This is a genomic window from Bacillus sp. FSL L8-0199 (assembly GCF_038005705.1).
GTDB classification, from domain to species: domain Bacteria; phylum Bacillota; class Bacilli; order Bacillales; family Bacillaceae_G; genus Bacillus_A; species Bacillus_A cereus.
Genome location: NZ_JBBOTS010000001.1, coordinates 4,582,927 through 4,597,878, shown reverse-complemented (window position 1 = coordinate 4,597,878; position 14,952 = coordinate 4,582,927). Strand labels below are relative to the sequence as shown.

Sequence of the window (14,952 nt, the reverse complement as noted above, 5' to 3'; positions counted from 1 at the left end):
ATAACAATTTAGGGGAAGTCTATGAAAAAAATAGTGTTTATCATTGTACTGGTAATTAGTTTAATTGCAAATGCTAAAGTGTTTCTTTTGGACAAATATATGTATGTTGGTGAAAAAGAAAAGCGAGAAGAAGCGATTATCGCAACGATGTGGCATTTGCAAGATAAAGGATATAAAGAAAGTGATATTTTATATATAAAACCGGCCTTTTATAGCAAAATGGATTCGTATGGAATGAATGTGCAGTTTAAAGATGAACCAAATGAATCATATACATATAGAGTTTTAAAAGATACGAAAACAAATAAACTAACTGTACACCAAGATAGCAATGAGCAAGGTGGTATGGGCGGGAAGCATCAAGAGCTTAAATAAAGAAAGAAAACGACTGATGGCATTCGCCTGCAGTCGTTTTTCTTTTAATCATACTTATGTCGATCTTCCGTAATTCGAATATACTCAATATCCATCAAATCTCTAAGTAATGCACCGTTACTTAGTTCAACGCCATGTTTCTCTTTAAAATGAGTACGAATCGTATCTAGCATTTCGAGTTCTTTCCCATTCACATCTAAAATAATACGTTCAGAATCATCCATGTTGCATCCTCCTTTTTTACACATATATATTTTGTCCGTCTATTTCTAAAAAATGTATGTTAACGTAATGTTAGGAAATAAGAAAGGGATGAAAAATGAGACGTATTTATTTTATAGGGTTAATTTTGTACACGCTAATTGTATTACACGTTGCATTCTCAAATATGTTTTCATTTGAGGATGTAGAAACAGTACACGTCGGGATATTTATCTTTATTCTATTTGTAGTAGACTGCTGTATTTCAATATGGTTTTCGAAAAGAAAATATGTACAAGATAAAAAAGAAATGGAACAAAAAAAGAGAAAACGTTCATTTTGGATGATGACGTACTGTTTGTCTTTAGTGCTTACTGCTGCTTTTTTTAGTGAACATATTCCATTAGAAAGATTAAATATTGGATTTGGAGCGTTCGTATTCGCATACTATTTTTTTATGCACTTTCTTCCTTATATGAAAGAAAAGCGAGGAGAAGAGGAAGACCCGCTTGTAGAAGAAGCGAGAGAACAAGAGCATAAGAGAATAGAAGGGGATATAAAGAAACTTGGAGAACAAAAATGGTATTTAAAATCAAAAATCATATATGTTCTTTGCTTCATTACGCCGCCAATTGGCTATTTGTACGTCTTCTTACTTCGTAAAAAAATGACAGCAGATGCAAAGCAAACGTACTTAACGATCGCGACAATCATGATGGCGTTATGGTCTTTGAAGTTTCTTCCGCCTTATGTGTTGGCAATTACCGTTGTTGTCGTAGCATGTCTTGTGTTTATAGTGAAGTTTATAAAATGAAAAACACCAAGCCTATGTGGACTTGGTGTTTTATCTATAAATTAAAGCTCACCTTGTTCCTCATCACCACGAACAACAAGGACATCGCATTTCGCATAGCGAATAATATGTTCAGAGACGCTACCAATTAGGAAACGCTCAACAGCATTTAAACCAGTCGCACCACACATAATTAAATCTACTTTATGGTTTGGAGCGATTTCTTTTGAAATTTTTGATTTAGGATTACCGAATTCTAATACAGTTTCAATTTTTTCAAGACCAGCTTCAAGCGCAGTTTTTTTGTAGTCTTCTAATAAGTCTTCTGCAAATAGATTTGCACGTTCCGCAATTGCACGGCTATAAGCTTCTACTGCTGAGTATGCTTTTACATCAACGATATGAGCAATTGTTAATGTTGCATTGTTGCGCTTTGCGACTTGAATTGCTTTTTTAAAGGCTTTTTCTGCTTCTTTAGAACCATCCACCGCGATTAAAATATTTGTATATGTATTATTCATAGTAAATTCCTCCCAATCTGTTTTATAACTGTTTACAACTTAATTATAAAACAAATTTTGGTAACGTGCTTGCCAGAAACGTTACAGAATTTTGAAAACTCTGTTTCAATTCATTTTAGTTGTAATTGGAGCGAGAACTTGTTACATATGAAGTATAGCAATTTAAAAGGGGGCAGTTTTGTGAGACATGCGCTCATTACAGCCGGTACGAAAGGTTTAGGAAAGCAAGTAACAGAAAAATTATTGGCTAAAGGCTATTCAGTAACAGTAACGTACCATAGCGATATCACGGCTATGGAAACGATGAAAGAAACATATAAAGATGTGGAAGAGCGTCTACAATTCGTGCAAGCGGATGTCACGAAAAAGGAAGATTTACATAAAATAGTAGAAAAAGCGATGAGCCGTTTTGGCAAAATTGACTTTTTAATTAATAATGCTGGTCCATATGTATTTGAACGAAAAAAGTTAGTTGATTATGAAGAAGATGAATGGAATGAAATGATTCAGGGAAATTTAACAGCGGTATTTCATTTATTAAAACTTGTCGTTCCGGTCATGAGAAAACAGAACTTTGGCCGTATTATTAATTACGGATTTCAAGGGGCGGATAGTGCACCGGGATGGATTTATCGTTCAGCTTTTGCCGCAGCGAAAGTAGGACTTGTTTCATTAACGAAAACAGTTGCTTATGAAGAAGCGGAGTATGGTATTACTGCGAACATGGTATGTCCTGGTGATATTATAGGCGAGATGAAAGAGGCAACTATTCAAGAAGCACGTCAGCTGAAAGAGCATAACACACCGATTGGTAGATCTGGAACAGGTGAAGATATTGCAAGAACCATTTCGTTTTTATGTGAGGACGATTCCGATATGATTACCGGTACAATTATTGAAGTGACTGGTGCAGTGGATGTTATTCATAGACATCGATAGAATAAAATAAGATGAAGTTTCGAATAATTGGACAGTTTATCCATTGTGCTGAGAGGTGCGGATAATACTGTCCTTTAATATAAAATTAAATCTATCGGAAAACTCGTGTTATTTTTTTGTCAAATATTGAGATATTATGTTAAAATATAAGAGCGTAGAAAGCGCTTTAAAAAAATGATTCAGGGGTCATTTCATAACTCAAGGGGGAACTAATCATGCGTATCGGTATTCCAACAGAAATTAAAAACAATGAAAACCGTGTGGCAATGACGCCAGCGGGAGCAGTACATTTAGTACAAAATGGTCATGAAGTTTTTGTTCAAAAAGGAGCAGGTTTAGGATCTGGCTTTACGGATGAAGAATACGTACAAGCTGGTGCGAAACTTGTAGAAACTGCTGAAGAAGCATGGAATCAAGATATGGTTATGAAGGTAAAAGAGCCAATAGCAAGTGAATACGGCTATTTCCGTGAAGGTTTAATTTTATTCACATACTTACACTTAGCTCCAGAACCAGAATTAACGAAAGCACTAATCGATAACAAAGTTGCATCAATCGCATATGAAACAGTACAATTAGACAATCGTTCTTTACCATTACTTGCACCTATGAGTGAAGTAGCTGGTCGTATGTCTGCACAAATCGGTGCACAATTCCTTGAGAAAAACAAAGGTGGTAAAGGTATTTTACTTGCAGGCGTTCCAGGGGTAAAACGCGGCAAAGTAACAATCATCGGCGGTGGTCAAGCTGGTACAAACGCAGCTAAGATTGCAGTAGGTTTAGGTGCAGATGTAACAATCATTGACTTAAGTGCAGAACGTCTTCGTCAATTAGATGATATTTTCGGTAACCAAGTAAAAACATTAATGTCTAATCCATATAACATTGCAGAAGCTGTTAAAGAATCTGACCTTGTTATTGGTGCAGTATTAATTCCAGGTGCAAAAGCGCCAAAACTTGTAACTGAAGAAATGATTCAATCAATGGAACCAGGTTCTGTCGTTGTAGATATCGCGATTGACCAAGGTGGTATTTTCGAAACAACTGATCGTATTACAACTCATGATAACCCAACTTACGAAAAACATGGCGTTGTTCATTATGCAGTTGCTAATATGCCAGGTGCAGTTCCACGTACGTCAACTCTTGCATTAACAAACGTAACAGTACCATATGCAGTACAAATTGCGAACAAAGGTTACAAAGATGCTTGCTTAGGCAACACTGCATTACTAAAAGGTATTAACACATTAGATGGCTATGTAACATTCGAAGCAGTTGCAGAAGCGCACGGCTTACAATACGCTGATGCGAAAGAGCTTCTTGAAAAAGCTCCTGCTTTATCATAATAGAAATACATTCGAGACCTTCCTTTATGAGGAGGGTCTTTTTTATAAGGTGAAAAATTGTTTTTTATTACTGTTAACAAGTGGTAATTGTGATAATTTAGAATTATATAAATTTAAGGGAAGGGGGATTGAATTGGGAAGAAAAAGTAAGCGGGGGAAGCGTAAAAAACAAAGAGGAGTAATAAGGAGTAAACATGAGTTAGTAGTTACGAAAAAGAGACCTAGGTCGAAATTTGAAAGTGGTTTAATAGATGCGGCGAATGTTATGTATTTTATTGTAATGAGTATTATTTTCATTAACTTAATTAAGTTACAAATTTCAAATTTATCTTTACATGTATTTGTACTTATTATTTTTCTTATGGTAGCTATTTCGGTACATGTTTTAGTTTTTGGAACATTACTATCAACTAATAAGAATGGTGGAAAAAAAGTACAAAAAAAGAAAAGAAATTCGTCTTATTATGCAAGCTCATCAAGTGGATTCGGTGACTACAGTAGCAATGATTGTAGCAGCTCAAGTGATGGCGGAGGAGATTGCGGAGGTGGTGGAGACTAAGTTAGTTTTTCAGAAGAACGACTAATGAAAGGGTGAGACGGAATATGGAGACTGTGAACTTAATAGAATTAACAAAGGACATTCAAGACCAACATAAAAACTTCGTCGTTTCAAATGTAAATAGTCATTGCTTACGAATCGCTGTATTTACTGGCGAATATGATTGGCATTATCATTCTAATTCGGATGAATTATTTATTGTGCTAGAGGGAGAATTGCTTATCGATTTTGAAGATGGAGAAACAGCAGTTTTAAAGCCGAATGATTCTATTTTAATTCCAGCGTGTACGATTCATAGAACGAGAGCATTAAAGAGAACAGTAAATCTTTGTTTCGAAAATATAGAAGCTGATACGATTAAAGTGGAGCAGTTATGAAAAAATTATCTGTAGCCGAGTATAGAAAAATCATTCCGATTTTGGAAAGTAATACAAGAACGACGACATTTGCTTATGCGGTATGTGACCAAATGATAGATGGTGAGATTTTTGCCAACGAGAAGTTAACAGCAGGATTAATTCGTACAGTTAACGGTATCTATTATTTATTTGGTCATACGGATGATCAAAATTATAATGAAGATTTATTGATGTATTTAAAAATGGCTATTGAAAAAACAGAGAAGAGATTTACACTATTCGCTTCAAGTGAAGAGTGGGAAATGATGATTGAAGGGCGTTTTAGTAATGTACTTCGGAATATGCCACGAATGAAATTCCAAAGAGAAATCTTTGAAGAGCGAACACAAGATGCAAATAAAAATACATATGCAGTGAAGCGTATTGATAAAAGTGATATAGAACGAAGCAGTGAATTTACAGAGAAGTATTATAAAGAATATTGGGGATCAAAAGAACTATTTTTGAACGGTGGTTTCGGATTTTGTATAGAACAAGGTGGGATGATTATAGCTGAATGCGTCTCAATATTTAGAGGGAATAGTTTTGCTGAAATCGATATTGCTACGCATAAAGCATATCAAGGGAAAGGATTAGCTCAAGCTGTTGCGACACGGTTCATTGAACATTGCATGCAAAATGATATTATACCGAGCTGGGATTGTTATGTAGACAATATTCCTTCGCGAAAATTAGCTAGTAAATTAAGTTTTCATAATCCGATAGAATATAGATTGTTTGTACGTAAGAAAACGGGGGAATAAAAATGAATGTGGAATTAACGAGATTCAAAGTGAAACAAGGTAAAAGTCATCGTGTAGATGAATGGATGCAGCTTCTTAATGACAATATGAAAGAAGTCCTTTTGACATTAAACGACGAAAAGATGTATGTTGAGACAATTTTCCGGGAAATAAGAGATGGAGAAGAATACTTATATTGGTATTCTGTGCAAGGAGAAGGCGGGGCTCTTGTCGAAAATTCTCATTATGAAATTGATAAAAAGCACTTGGAATTTTGGCATGAATGTATTGATGAAGAAGCACCATCTGTTGATATGAAAACGGAAGTTGTTATGATTCAAGATGTTGTGAGGGAAGCGATGGAATAATAGAGTAATATTTTGTGAACAAAAAACAGTCTTATTTTTTTGCTGAAATATATATTATTGGAGATGCTATAGGATGAGAATTAGTAATAAATATATCACTCTCGATGAAATAGAGATAATAAGAGAATCCTTAAATAAATTGCATGAATATCATAATAATAAATCAAAATATTTTTCTGGCGATTACCCAAGAATGACATTTGAGGAACGTATTGAAAATTATAAAAAGAACTCAAAGTACGGAGAATATAGAATTGAATTATTGATTGAGTCAGAAACAGATAATATATTAGGATTTTGTATAGCGTATAGTAAAAGCGTAAGCGGAAAGATTGAAGTTTTATTTGTTGATGAAAAATACCGAAGAAACGGATTTGGTTTGAAATTAATGAATAGTGCAGTGGAATGGTTTAAAGTGAAAAAGATAGATGAAATTGAATTAACAGTAGTGTATGGAAATGAAGCTGTATCATTTTATGAAAAGCTGGGATTTTATCCTCGTTCAATTATTATGGCAACTAAGTCATAACGATAGTATGGGGAGAGATGAGTGGGAGTTTTTGTTTCAAAAAATGATTCATATTTTACTAAATTATATGTGAAGAGCACATCAAAATAAATGTGCTTTTTATTATGGAAAAATTTATAAAAGCTGTATTTGGATATCTTTAAGTGAAAATAAAGAGGGATATCGAGAATATTTTAGGATAAACTATAAAGTGAAACTTTAATCAGTGGTGAGGGCATCCCCCACTGATTATCAGCCCTCACCAATCGGGCTTTTACGAGCAGTCCGCCCCCCACCTAACTTCTTTACTTCCGCTGAATTTTGATGTGGGGTCTTACTGCCTGTTAATGCGGGATAAAGAAATAAAAAACACCGAACCAAAAGACTTACAAATATACGGTGTAGTTGTAACAGGCAAAATAGAGGATTTACAAAGTTTACAAGGAGCACCATATATTAAGGCTGCTGTTAGAGGTGTAACAGTTGAGAAATATTAATTACAGTCTATTAATGTGAATAATCAGAAAACTTATGTTATACTATGGGAAAAGGAGGTTTATATGAGGCAAATACATGGAGCAATTTATATTTACATAACTATGTTTTTCGTGGCGATATCCTATGGATTAGGGCACGTGTATTCGCATCCTATACTAACTTTTTTAAGCGGAGCATGTATGGCGTTTGCGCTTCTTGTCCACCTTTTCTCAGTTTGGATCGTGAAATTTCAATTAAATATTAGTGAAATAGAAGAAGGCACTTTTTGAGTGGCCTTCTTTTTTTAATAATATTTAAAGGAAGAAATAGACAATAAATAAGTGCTTTTGAATGGAGGGGGGCATTATGAAGAGAGCATTATTCTTTTTCATTAGTATTTTCTTTTTAGGAAGCTGTTCCATTTCGTATGTTACTTTTTCTAGCGAGAGCAAAAGTTGGACGGGACAATATAAAGGCCATATTAAGGATGATAGTGAAGATGGAATGTTTACATTTCAGTATAAGGGCGGAGATGGGAATACAGAATTTAAGAATTTAGAGATTGCTATTAATGGAGCCTTTAGTACAATGACACAAACGTCAGAAGTTCATAGAGGAGCAAAGGTTGAAATGAAGTCTTCTTGTGTAAGTTGCGCGCCTATCTCTAAAGATGAACCAATAGAGATTGTGATGAAATGGGATGATAAGTATGAGGAGAAGATGGTGCTAAATTTGAAATAGCCTAGAGTAAGGGGTTAAAAATGAATAGGCATATGAAAATTGTTATGTTTTTAAGTGTATTTCTAGTCGTATTATCAGCGTGTGATACAAAACAAGTAGAGCAAGTAACGGTAAAAGAAGGGTATATTATATTAAGAAATGACACGGTGTTTTTTGCCGATGATAAAACGTTTAAAACAAAAGTAGAGTTGCAACATTATATAGAACAACAAATGAATAAAGATCATCCAGCACATATAGTCTTGAGCTTTAAGGACAAAGACGCATATAAACAGTTAAAAACAGGGGATAAAATAAAAGTATGGTCTTCTCAAACACTTGAAAGCTATCCAGCAAAAATGATTGTAGAGAAATTTGAAATAGTAGAGAAATAAAAAAGGCAGCAATCAAGCTGCCTTTTTTATTATTTTACAAATTGTAATTCTTTCGGGAATTTCGTTAAAATTTCTGATCCGTCTTTTGTGATGTAAATATCATCTTCAATACGAACGCCACCTACGTTTGGTACATAAATACCAGGTTCGATTGTGAAGACCATACCTTCTTTTAATGGAGACTCGTTACCAGCTTTTACATCTGGATATTCGTGTACGCTAATTCCAAGTCCATGACCAAGTCGGTGCGGGAAGAAGTCTCCGTAACCTGCATCTGCGATAACAGAACGAGCAGCGTTATCGATTGCGCCAAGTGTAACACCTGGTTTACATGCTTCAACTGCTTGTAGTTGTCCAGCAAGTACAGTGTTGTAAATGCGAGTTTGCTCTTCAGAAATCTCACCGAATGCTACTGTACGTGTAATATCAGAGCAATAACCATCAATGATTACGCCTAAATCAAATAGTACGAAATCGCCGCGTTTCATTTTGTTTGCGCCAGGAATACCGTGTGGAAGAGCAGAGTTCGCACCTGCTAATACCATCGTATCAAATGACATTTTATGTATGCCTTTTGTTTTTAATTCGTGTTCAATAATTGCTAATACTTCTAGCTCGCTGCGGTTTTCTTTAATTGCATTTACACCAACTTCAACAGCATAGTCCGCCATTTTAGCTGCTTCGCGTAAAATAGAAAGTTCTTTTTCATCTTTAATTAAACGAAGTTCGCGAACTTTCTCCTCAGCTGATTTGAAAGCTGCATTTGGGAATAATTTCGTTAATTCTTCGTAGCGCTCTACGTTTAAATGTTCTTTTTCAATTGCAACTGCATTTGCATTGATGCCGCGGTCTTTAATTGCTTTTGCAATCATATCCCATGGTCTGTCAGTATCAGTAAATCCGATAATTTCATGTGCCCAGCCAGCGTTACGTGCTTGGCCTTCTTCCATTTTAGGGCAAATTAAAATAGGTTCTTTTTCTTGGAATACAAACATACCAAGAAGTCTTTCGTGTGGTTCACAGTGGAAGTTTGTCATGTAGAAGACGTTCGGTGTAGAAGTTAAGAACGCAGCTTCTACGTTTTTTTCTTTTAGCCATTGCATTAAATTTTCTAATCTAGCATTCATCGATTGGCACCCCCGAGATATTTAATTACAAATATAACTTTAACTCGGAAGAAAGCGTTATGACAAGTAAATAGATGTTAGAAAAGACAGGGGATTGAAAAATCATGTAGAATAAAAAGTGAGAATGTGAATAGGGGAGGAATGTAATAATGAAAGTATCTTATCATGGACATTCAGTTGTGAAAATTGAGGCGAATGGAAAAGTTATTTTAATTGACCCGTTTTTAACAGGTAATCCGAAAACAGATTTAAAAGCTGAAGATGTAAAAGTGGATGCAATCCTTTTATCGCATGGACACGGTGATCATGTTGGAGATACAGTAGAACTTGCGAAGAAAAATAATGCAGTTGTTGTAGCACCATTTGAACTAGCAACATTTTTAAGTTGGCAAGGTGTAAATACACACCCGATGCATATTGGTGGTTCACATGAATTTGACTTCGGAAAAGTGAAGTTTACACAAGCATTCCACGGCTCTAGTTATATTGATGAAGCAAATAAGACGATTACATATACAGGTATGCCAGCAGGTATTTTATTTACAGCAGAAGAGAAAACTGTATACCACGCAGGAGATACTGCACTATTCTCTGATATGAAGTTAATTGGGGAATTAAATAAAGTTGATCTAGCATTTTTACCAATTGGTGATAATTTCACAATGGGACCAGAAGATGCTGTACTAGCGGCAAAATGGATTAATGCGAAAACTGTTGTACCGATGCATTATAATACGTTCCCAGTTATTGAACAAGATCCATATCAATTTGTAGAAAAGCTACAAAATTGTACAGGGAAAGTATTAGAAGCTGGAGAAAGTATTACACTATAGAAAAGAAACCCTTCATTTGAAAAAGAAAAGTGAAGGGTTTTTTATGTGTGTAGGACAGCTTTTAATGCTTGTATTTGTTTTGGTGATTCTTTTCTTTTGGTACGTGGTTGTTCAGGTGTTTCATTCAATTCCATTGCAACTTTTTTCCCATCTACGAAAGCTAAAAATACAGCACCTACAACCTCTAAAAATTTTTTCATCATGTGTTCGCTCCTTTGTTTTATTTCTTGTCTTAATTGTATAAGTAATTAAGTGTACGAACTATCGAATGAGATGACAATAGCATTACATTGTTGTAATAGAATGAATGGTGGAATGCAAGAGACATTTTGTTATAAAAAAAATAGTACAGGTATGCAAAGAGAGAGTGTAACAGTTTTGAAAATATAGTATACTAAAAGTACAACACATGAAGAATTTAGGGAAAAGAAAGTATGGTGAAACCATTTGGCTACCAAGCATAACCAAATTTTAGAACATATTAATAGCCTGCCAGTAGGCCATAAAATTTCTGTAAGACAAATCGCGAAAGATTTGAGTGTAAGTGAAGGGACAGCTTACCGTGCAATTAAAGATGCAGAAAATAAAGGATATGTTAGTACAATTGAACGTGTCGGAACAATTCGAATTGAACAGAAGAAGAAAGAGAATATCGAAAAACTGACATATGCAGAAGTCGTTAACATTGTCGATGGTCAAGTACTTGGGGGCAGAGAAGGACTACATAAAACATTAAATAAATTCGTAATCGGAGCTATGAAATTAGAAGCGATGATGCGCTATACAGAAGCTGGGAATTTACTCATTATTGGTAACCGTACGAACGCACATCAATTAGCGTTAGAAACTGGAGCCGCTGTATTAATTACGGGCGGATTTGATACGGAAGATCATGTGAAGAAATTAGCAGATGAATTAAAACTGCCGATTATTTCAAGTAGTTACGATACCTTTACAGTTGCAACGTTAATTAACCGTGCGATTTACGATCAGCTTATTAAGAAAGAAATTGTACTCGTTGAAGATATTTTAACGCCAATTGAAGAAACGTTATATTTAAAGCCGAGTGATACAGTGCAGCAATGGCATGCCTATAATGAAGAGACGATGCACGGAAGATATCCGATTGTTGATGAAAGTAACAAAGTGCTAGGAATCGTAACTTCAAAAGATATGATCGGAGTAGCGAAAGAAACACCAATTGATAAAGTAATGACAAAGCACCCAATTACAGTGAACGGTAAAATGTCTGTCGCAGCTGCGGCACGTATGATGGTGTGGGAAGGAATTGAATTACTTCCTGTCGTTGAGGAAGGAAATAAACTGCAAGGTATTATTAGCCGTCAAGATGTACTTCAGGCACTGCAAATGATTCAACGTCAGCCGCAAGTTGGAGAAACCATTGATGATATTGTAACGAATCAATTTATGACGCCAAAAGAAGCGAAGAATGAGCATCTATATCAATTTTCGGTGACGCCGCAAATGACGAACTCAATCGGAACGTTATCGTACGGTGTATTTGCAACAATTGTGACAGAAGCGACAAATCGCGTCATTCGTGCGCAAAAGAAAAGCGATTTAATTGTTGAAAACTTAACGATTTATTTCGTAAAGCCGGTTCAAATTGATAATGTTGTATCTGTTCATCCGAAAGTATTAGAAATTGGACGTAAATTTGGTAAGGTCGATGTAGAGGTGCATCATGAAGGTAATGTTGTTGGAAAAGCATTACTTATGGTTCAGTTAATCGATAAATAAAAAGATGGAACAAATCGTTTTGATTTGTTCCATCTTTTTTGTTGTTTTAAATTTGAAAGGCATGATTTTAGATGGGAGTTTTAGTGAAATATGTATGGGATGGAGTGGAAAAGTAACGTGAGAAAAGACAGAATAATAATTCAATTCAGTTGTATATTGTGTTATGATTATATTGTAAGAAAATGGAATTATGAAAGGTGGTATGCATTATGTCGTCAGCCGTACTTTTTTTTGGTAGTATCGCATTATTTTACTTTCTTGTAATGATACCTATTCAATATTTATATTTACAAGGTTTACATGAAAAAAAGGAAAAGACAGGATTATCTCAGCGAGAGCTATATGAAAAAATGTCTTTTGAAGAAGAACAATTACATTTTCATGTACAAGGTAACCCATTTAATATACCATCTGCGTTTGTTGCATATATGATTTTGAAAGTGAAGCAACATAAAAAAGCATCACAATATTGATGCTTTTTTATGTTGCTTCATAGACTTCGGCTTCTTTAACTGCTAATGGCAAGAAATGTTTGTATTGGCGAAACCCGTTAAATACACTTGCACTACCAAATAGAACGAATAAAACACCAACGATAATACGAGCGGTTGAAAGTTCTAAAAAGAATTGGTTTATCCCGAAAAATAAAACGAATGAACCGAGTGCCATTGCGGATTTTCCTGAGAGCCAACCTTTCTCCATTGGGCGGTTTGTACGAAAGTATTTTGTTTTGTAAAAGAGGTACAACATAAATGAGACGATAATACAGAAGACTAATACTGGCATAATGAACACTCCCATCGCTTTATGAAAAATAATAGAAAAGAAAAAGAAATATCTAAACTTTCTAACTTTTATTATAAAGCAATTGTTCGCATGTATGAAATACTTTCCGTTATAATGGAGGATAAAGTGAAGAAGTTGATTAAAAAGGAGATTATACATATGCATGAGCAAATTTTAGAAGCAATTAAAGAGTTTGATACAATTATTATTCATCGCCACGTGCGTCCGGATCCAGATGCGTTAGGTTCACAGGGGGGTCTTGGTACAATTCTACAAGAATCGTTTCCAGAGAAAAATATTTATACGGTTGGGTACAATGAACCGTCACTAGCATACTTACGAGTAATGGATGATATTGAAGATAGTGTATACGAAAATGCGCTTGTTATTGTTTGTGATACTGCGAATCAAGAACGTGTTGACGATCAACGCTATACAAAAGGGAAGATGTTAATTAAAATTGATCATCATCCAAATGAAGATCCATATGGAGATATTACGTGGGTAGATACGACAGCGAGTTCTACAAGTGAACTGATTTATGAGTTTTATAACTATGGAAAAGATAAAGGATTAAAAATAACAAAAGAAGCAGCTCGCCTTATTTTAGCAGGAATTGTTGGAGATACAGGTCGTTTCTTATTCCCAAATACGACAGCCAAAACACTTCGTTACGTAAGTGAGCTTGTTGATATGGGTGTGAAATTCACAGATTTATACAATGAAATGTATAAGACAAAAGAAAAAATTGCTCGTTTAAACGGTTATATTTTACAAAACTTTACGATGGTAGAAGAAGGAGCAGCTTACATTAAATTAACGAAAGAAGTATTAGAAGAGTTTGATGTACTTCCTTCTGAAGCATCTGGTGTTGTTGGAGCGCTTGGCAATATTGATGGATTAAAGGCCTGGGTTCTATTTTTAGAGGAAGACGACGTAATTCGTGTTCGTCTTCGTTCAAAAGGACCAGTTATAAACAAATTAGCAATGCAATATAACGGCGGGGGGCATCCGATGGCTTCTGGTGCGAAGGCATCTTCTTGGGAAGAAGCGGATCGTCTTTTTGCTGATTTACGTGAGATTTGTAAATAAGAGACTATATGTTAGAACGAAAAGAAGGAGCGGTGCTAAAGCCCTCCTTCTTTATTTTTCTTTCTCTATAGTAATGCTAATTTCAAGCACTGTATCAAAAGATATTGTATCGACTTTAAAACGGTATAGCCGATCGTAATGTTTGTACGTTTTATTTTCGATTACCTTTTTAAGTAGGTCTTTATTTTTTGCGATACTTTGAATGTTTTTCGTTAAAAGATGTTGGAGATCATTATGGATAGATGTAGTCATATTTTCGAGTGTGAGATTGTCTAAATCGTATTTTTCTCGATTGATAAGTTTTATTTTAATCTCTTGAATGGTTAAGAGCCGTTTATTTTCAGTATTCAATTTTTCTTGATCTTCGAGAAGGACGTGGAGCTTTGCTTCTTGTTTTTCTATAATTTCTCTTTGTTCTGCTATTTTACTAGCTTGTTCTTCTTGAAAAACACCGTATATGTACAAAAAAATAAACCAGCTCAAAACGCCTCCAACAGCAGCCCCAGCTAATACTAAGTACCATCTTTTTGCTGTATTAGCACTTGGTACTCTCATACATGTTCCTGCGTTAGCCATTTAATAATAATGAGACCTGTTTGCATACCACCAGTTGCGAAAAAAATAAGGAGAATTTGTTTTACGATATCTTTCATATCTCCGCCAAAGAAACTTCTTTCGAAGCTATAAAAGGTATCGAATGTTCCGCCGATTGCTGCAACGAGTGCCCAAATTCTTAAATTTTGGGCGAATTGATTAATGTAAGTTAGAGCTGGTTTTCCAATAAGAAACGCACCAAATCCACCAATTAATGAACCGCCAAGTATAACCCCAAAGGCAATAAAATAACTAATAATAAGCAGAGAGAAAAAAGTATGTTCTCTTACATCCATCGTCATTCCCCTTTCTTCTTCATATATATGGACAAAGTATAAGAAGTATGTTTTGATTTCCGCTTTCCTCATCACCTATAATAAAAGTAGTCAAATAGGTAAAGAGAGGGTACAACA

General features: G+C 35.0%; 23 protein-coding genes and 1 pseudogene. 17 read left to right on the top strand and 7 right to left on the bottom strand.

Annotated features, from left to right (window positions below; all coding sequences use genetic code 11):
- Positions 1-21: 21 nt before the first annotated feature.
- Positions 22-375: a DUF3139 domain-containing protein gene (locus NST86_RS23705; RefSeq protein WP_000724675.1), complete on the top strand. Its 354-nt coding sequence runs from the start codon at positions 22-24 to the stop codon at positions 373-375.
- A 44-nt stretch (positions 376-419) separates the two neighbouring features.
- On the opposite strand, the gene NST86_RS23700 is transcribed toward NST86_RS23705, so the two are convergent.
- Positions 420-599 (bottom strand): hypothetical protein, encoded by a 180-nt coding sequence (locus NST86_RS23700; protein ID WP_000342765.1) that lies wholly within the window; start codon positions 597-599, stop codon positions 420-422.
- A 95-nt stretch (positions 600-694) separates the two neighbouring features.
- Between NST86_RS23700 and NST86_RS23695 the strand changes: the two genes are divergently transcribed.
- Positions 695-1,390: a hypothetical protein gene (locus NST86_RS23695; protein ID WP_227593280.1), complete on the top strand. Its 696-nt coding sequence runs from the start codon at positions 695-697 to the stop codon at positions 1,388-1,390.
- Between the two features lie 41 nt (positions 1,391-1,431).
- Here NST86_RS23695 and NST86_RS23690 read toward each other — a convergent pair whose 3' ends face one another.
- Positions 1,432-1,890, bottom strand: coding sequence for a universal stress protein (locus NST86_RS23690; protein ID WP_001066673.1), 459 nt, complete (start codon positions 1,888-1,890; stop codon positions 1,432-1,434).
- Between the two features lie 147 nt (positions 1,891-2,037).
- Between NST86_RS23690 and NST86_RS23685 the strand changes: the two genes are divergently transcribed.
- The 11 genes and pseudogenes from NST86_RS23685 (at position 2,038) to NST86_RS23635 (ending at position 8,346) form a co-directional block, all read left to right on the top strand.
- On the top strand, positions 2,038-2,829 hold the full coding sequence (locus NST86_RS23685) for an SDR family oxidoreductase (protein WP_002005829.1): 792 nt from the start codon (positions 2,038-2,040) through the stop codon (positions 2,827-2,829).
- 215 nt (positions 2,830-3,044) lie between these two features.
- Positions 3,045-4,178 (top strand): alanine dehydrogenase, encoded by a 1,134-nt coding sequence (ald, locus tag NST86_RS23680; RefSeq protein WP_227593281.1) that lies wholly within the window; start codon positions 3,045-3,047, stop codon positions 4,176-4,178.
- A gap of 133 nt (positions 4,179-4,311) precedes the next feature.
- Positions 4,312-4,737 (top strand): hypothetical protein, encoded by a 426-nt coding sequence (locus NST86_RS23675; protein WP_016118714.1) that lies wholly within the window; start codon positions 4,312-4,314, stop codon positions 4,735-4,737.
- Positions 4,738-4,781: 44 nt separating this feature from the next.
- Positions 4,782-5,114 (top strand): cupin domain-containing protein, encoded by a 333-nt coding sequence (locus NST86_RS23670; protein ID WP_000450941.1) that lies wholly within the window; start codon positions 4,782-4,784, stop codon positions 5,112-5,114.
- Positions 5,111-5,899 (top strand): GNAT family N-acetyltransferase, encoded by a 789-nt coding sequence (locus tag NST86_RS23665; protein WP_061663243.1) that lies wholly within the window; start codon positions 5,111-5,113, stop codon positions 5,897-5,899. Before NST86_RS23670 ends, NST86_RS23665 begins: the two co-directional genes overlap by 4 nt.
- A 2-nt stretch (positions 5,900-5,901) precedes the next feature.
- A complete protein-coding gene (locus NST86_RS23660; protein ID WP_001100230.1) occupies positions 5,902-6,246 on the top strand; it encodes a DUF6176 family protein in 345 nt (114 codons plus the stop codon).
- Positions 6,247-6,319: 73 nt separating this feature from the next.
- The gene (locus tag NST86_RS23655) at positions 6,320-6,775 is read left to right on the top strand and encodes a GNAT family N-acetyltransferase (RefSeq protein ID WP_001222923.1); all 456 of its coding nucleotides are present in this window, start codon (positions 6,320-6,322) and stop codon (positions 6,773-6,775) included.
- Between the two features lie 335 nt (positions 6,776-7,110).
- Positions 7,111-7,251: pseudogene (locus tag NST86_RS23650) on the top strand (anti sigma factor C-terminal domain-containing protein); the annotation flags it as partial.
- Between the two features lie 63 nt (positions 7,252-7,314).
- Complete coding sequence (locus NST86_RS23645; protein WP_001248905.1) at positions 7,315-7,521, top strand: hypothetical protein; 207 nt, start codon at positions 7,315-7,317, stop codon at positions 7,519-7,521.
- A 76-nt stretch (positions 7,522-7,597) separates the two neighbouring features.
- A complete protein-coding gene (locus NST86_RS23640) occupies positions 7,598-7,972 on the top strand; it encodes a hypothetical protein (RefSeq protein WP_000816710.1) in 375 nt (124 codons plus the stop codon).
- Positions 7,973-7,992: 20 nt separating this feature from the next.
- Positions 7,993-8,346 carry a DUF3221 domain-containing protein gene (locus NST86_RS23635; protein WP_001079375.1) on the top strand — a complete coding sequence of 118 codons (354 nt, stop codon included), beginning with the start codon at positions 7,993-7,995 and terminating at the stop codon, positions 8,344-8,346.
- Between the two features lie 29 nt (positions 8,347-8,375).
- On the opposite strand, the gene pepQ is transcribed toward NST86_RS23635, so the two are convergent.
- On the bottom strand, positions 8,376-9,473 hold the full coding sequence (pepQ, locus tag NST86_RS23630) for a Xaa-Pro dipeptidase (RefSeq protein WP_000994032.1): 1,098 nt from the start codon (positions 9,471-9,473) through the stop codon (positions 8,376-8,378).
- Positions 9,474-9,622: 149 nt separating this feature from the next.
- Here pepQ and NST86_RS23625 point away from each other — a divergent pair, with 149 nt between their 5' ends.
- Complete coding sequence (locus NST86_RS23625; protein WP_000868922.1) at positions 9,623-10,306, top strand: metal-dependent hydrolase; 684 nt, start codon at positions 9,623-9,625, stop codon at positions 10,304-10,306.
- Between the two features lie 41 nt (positions 10,307-10,347).
- On the opposite strand, the gene NST86_RS23620 is transcribed toward NST86_RS23625, so the two are convergent.
- Positions 10,348-10,509 (bottom strand): hypothetical protein, encoded by a 162-nt coding sequence (locus NST86_RS23620; protein ID WP_000976017.1) that lies wholly within the window; start codon positions 10,507-10,509, stop codon positions 10,348-10,350.
- A gap of 244 nt (positions 10,510-10,753) precedes the next feature.
- Here NST86_RS23620 and NST86_RS23615 point away from each other — a divergent pair, with 244 nt between their 5' ends.
- Both NST86_RS23615 and NST86_RS23610 read left to right on the top strand, forming a co-directional pair.
- Complete coding sequence (locus NST86_RS23615; RefSeq protein WP_000201580.1) at positions 10,754-12,067, top strand: CBS domain-containing protein; 1,314 nt, start codon at positions 10,754-10,756, stop codon at positions 12,065-12,067.
- Positions 12,068-12,276: 209 nt separating this feature from the next.
- Positions 12,277-12,540 carry a DUF3949 domain-containing protein gene (locus NST86_RS23610; protein WP_000093044.1) on the top strand — a complete coding sequence of 88 codons (264 nt, stop codon included), beginning with the start codon at positions 12,277-12,279 and terminating at the stop codon, positions 12,538-12,540.
- A 7-nt stretch (positions 12,541-12,547) separates the two neighbouring features.
- On the opposite strand, the gene NST86_RS23605 is transcribed toward NST86_RS23610, so the two are convergent.
- Entirely contained in the window at positions 12,548-12,853 is a 306-nt protein-coding gene (locus tag NST86_RS23605) for a YtpI family protein (RefSeq protein WP_001144776.1), read from the bottom strand.
- 159 nt (positions 12,854-13,012) lie between these two features.
- Here NST86_RS23605 and NST86_RS23600 point away from each other — a divergent pair, with 159 nt between their 5' ends.
- Positions 13,013-13,945: a DHH family phosphoesterase gene (locus NST86_RS23600; protein ID WP_016118710.1), complete on the top strand. Its 933-nt coding sequence runs from the start codon at positions 13,013-13,015 to the stop codon at positions 13,943-13,945.
- A gap of 51 nt (positions 13,946-13,996) precedes the next feature.
- On the opposite strand, the gene ytrI is transcribed toward NST86_RS23600, so the two are convergent.
- The gene (gene ytrI / locus NST86_RS23595; protein WP_001265736.1) at positions 13,997-14,500 is read right to left on the bottom strand and encodes a sporulation membrane protein YtrI; all 504 of its coding nucleotides are present in this window, start codon (positions 14,498-14,500) and stop codon (positions 13,997-13,999) included.
- Complete coding sequence (locus tag NST86_RS23590) at positions 14,497-14,910, bottom strand: YtrH family sporulation protein (RefSeq protein WP_002005839.1); 414 nt, start codon at positions 14,908-14,910, stop codon at positions 14,497-14,499. The genes ytrI and NST86_RS23590 overlap by 4 nt, the downstream gene beginning before the upstream one ends.
- Positions 14,911-14,952 lie beyond the last annotated feature (42 nt).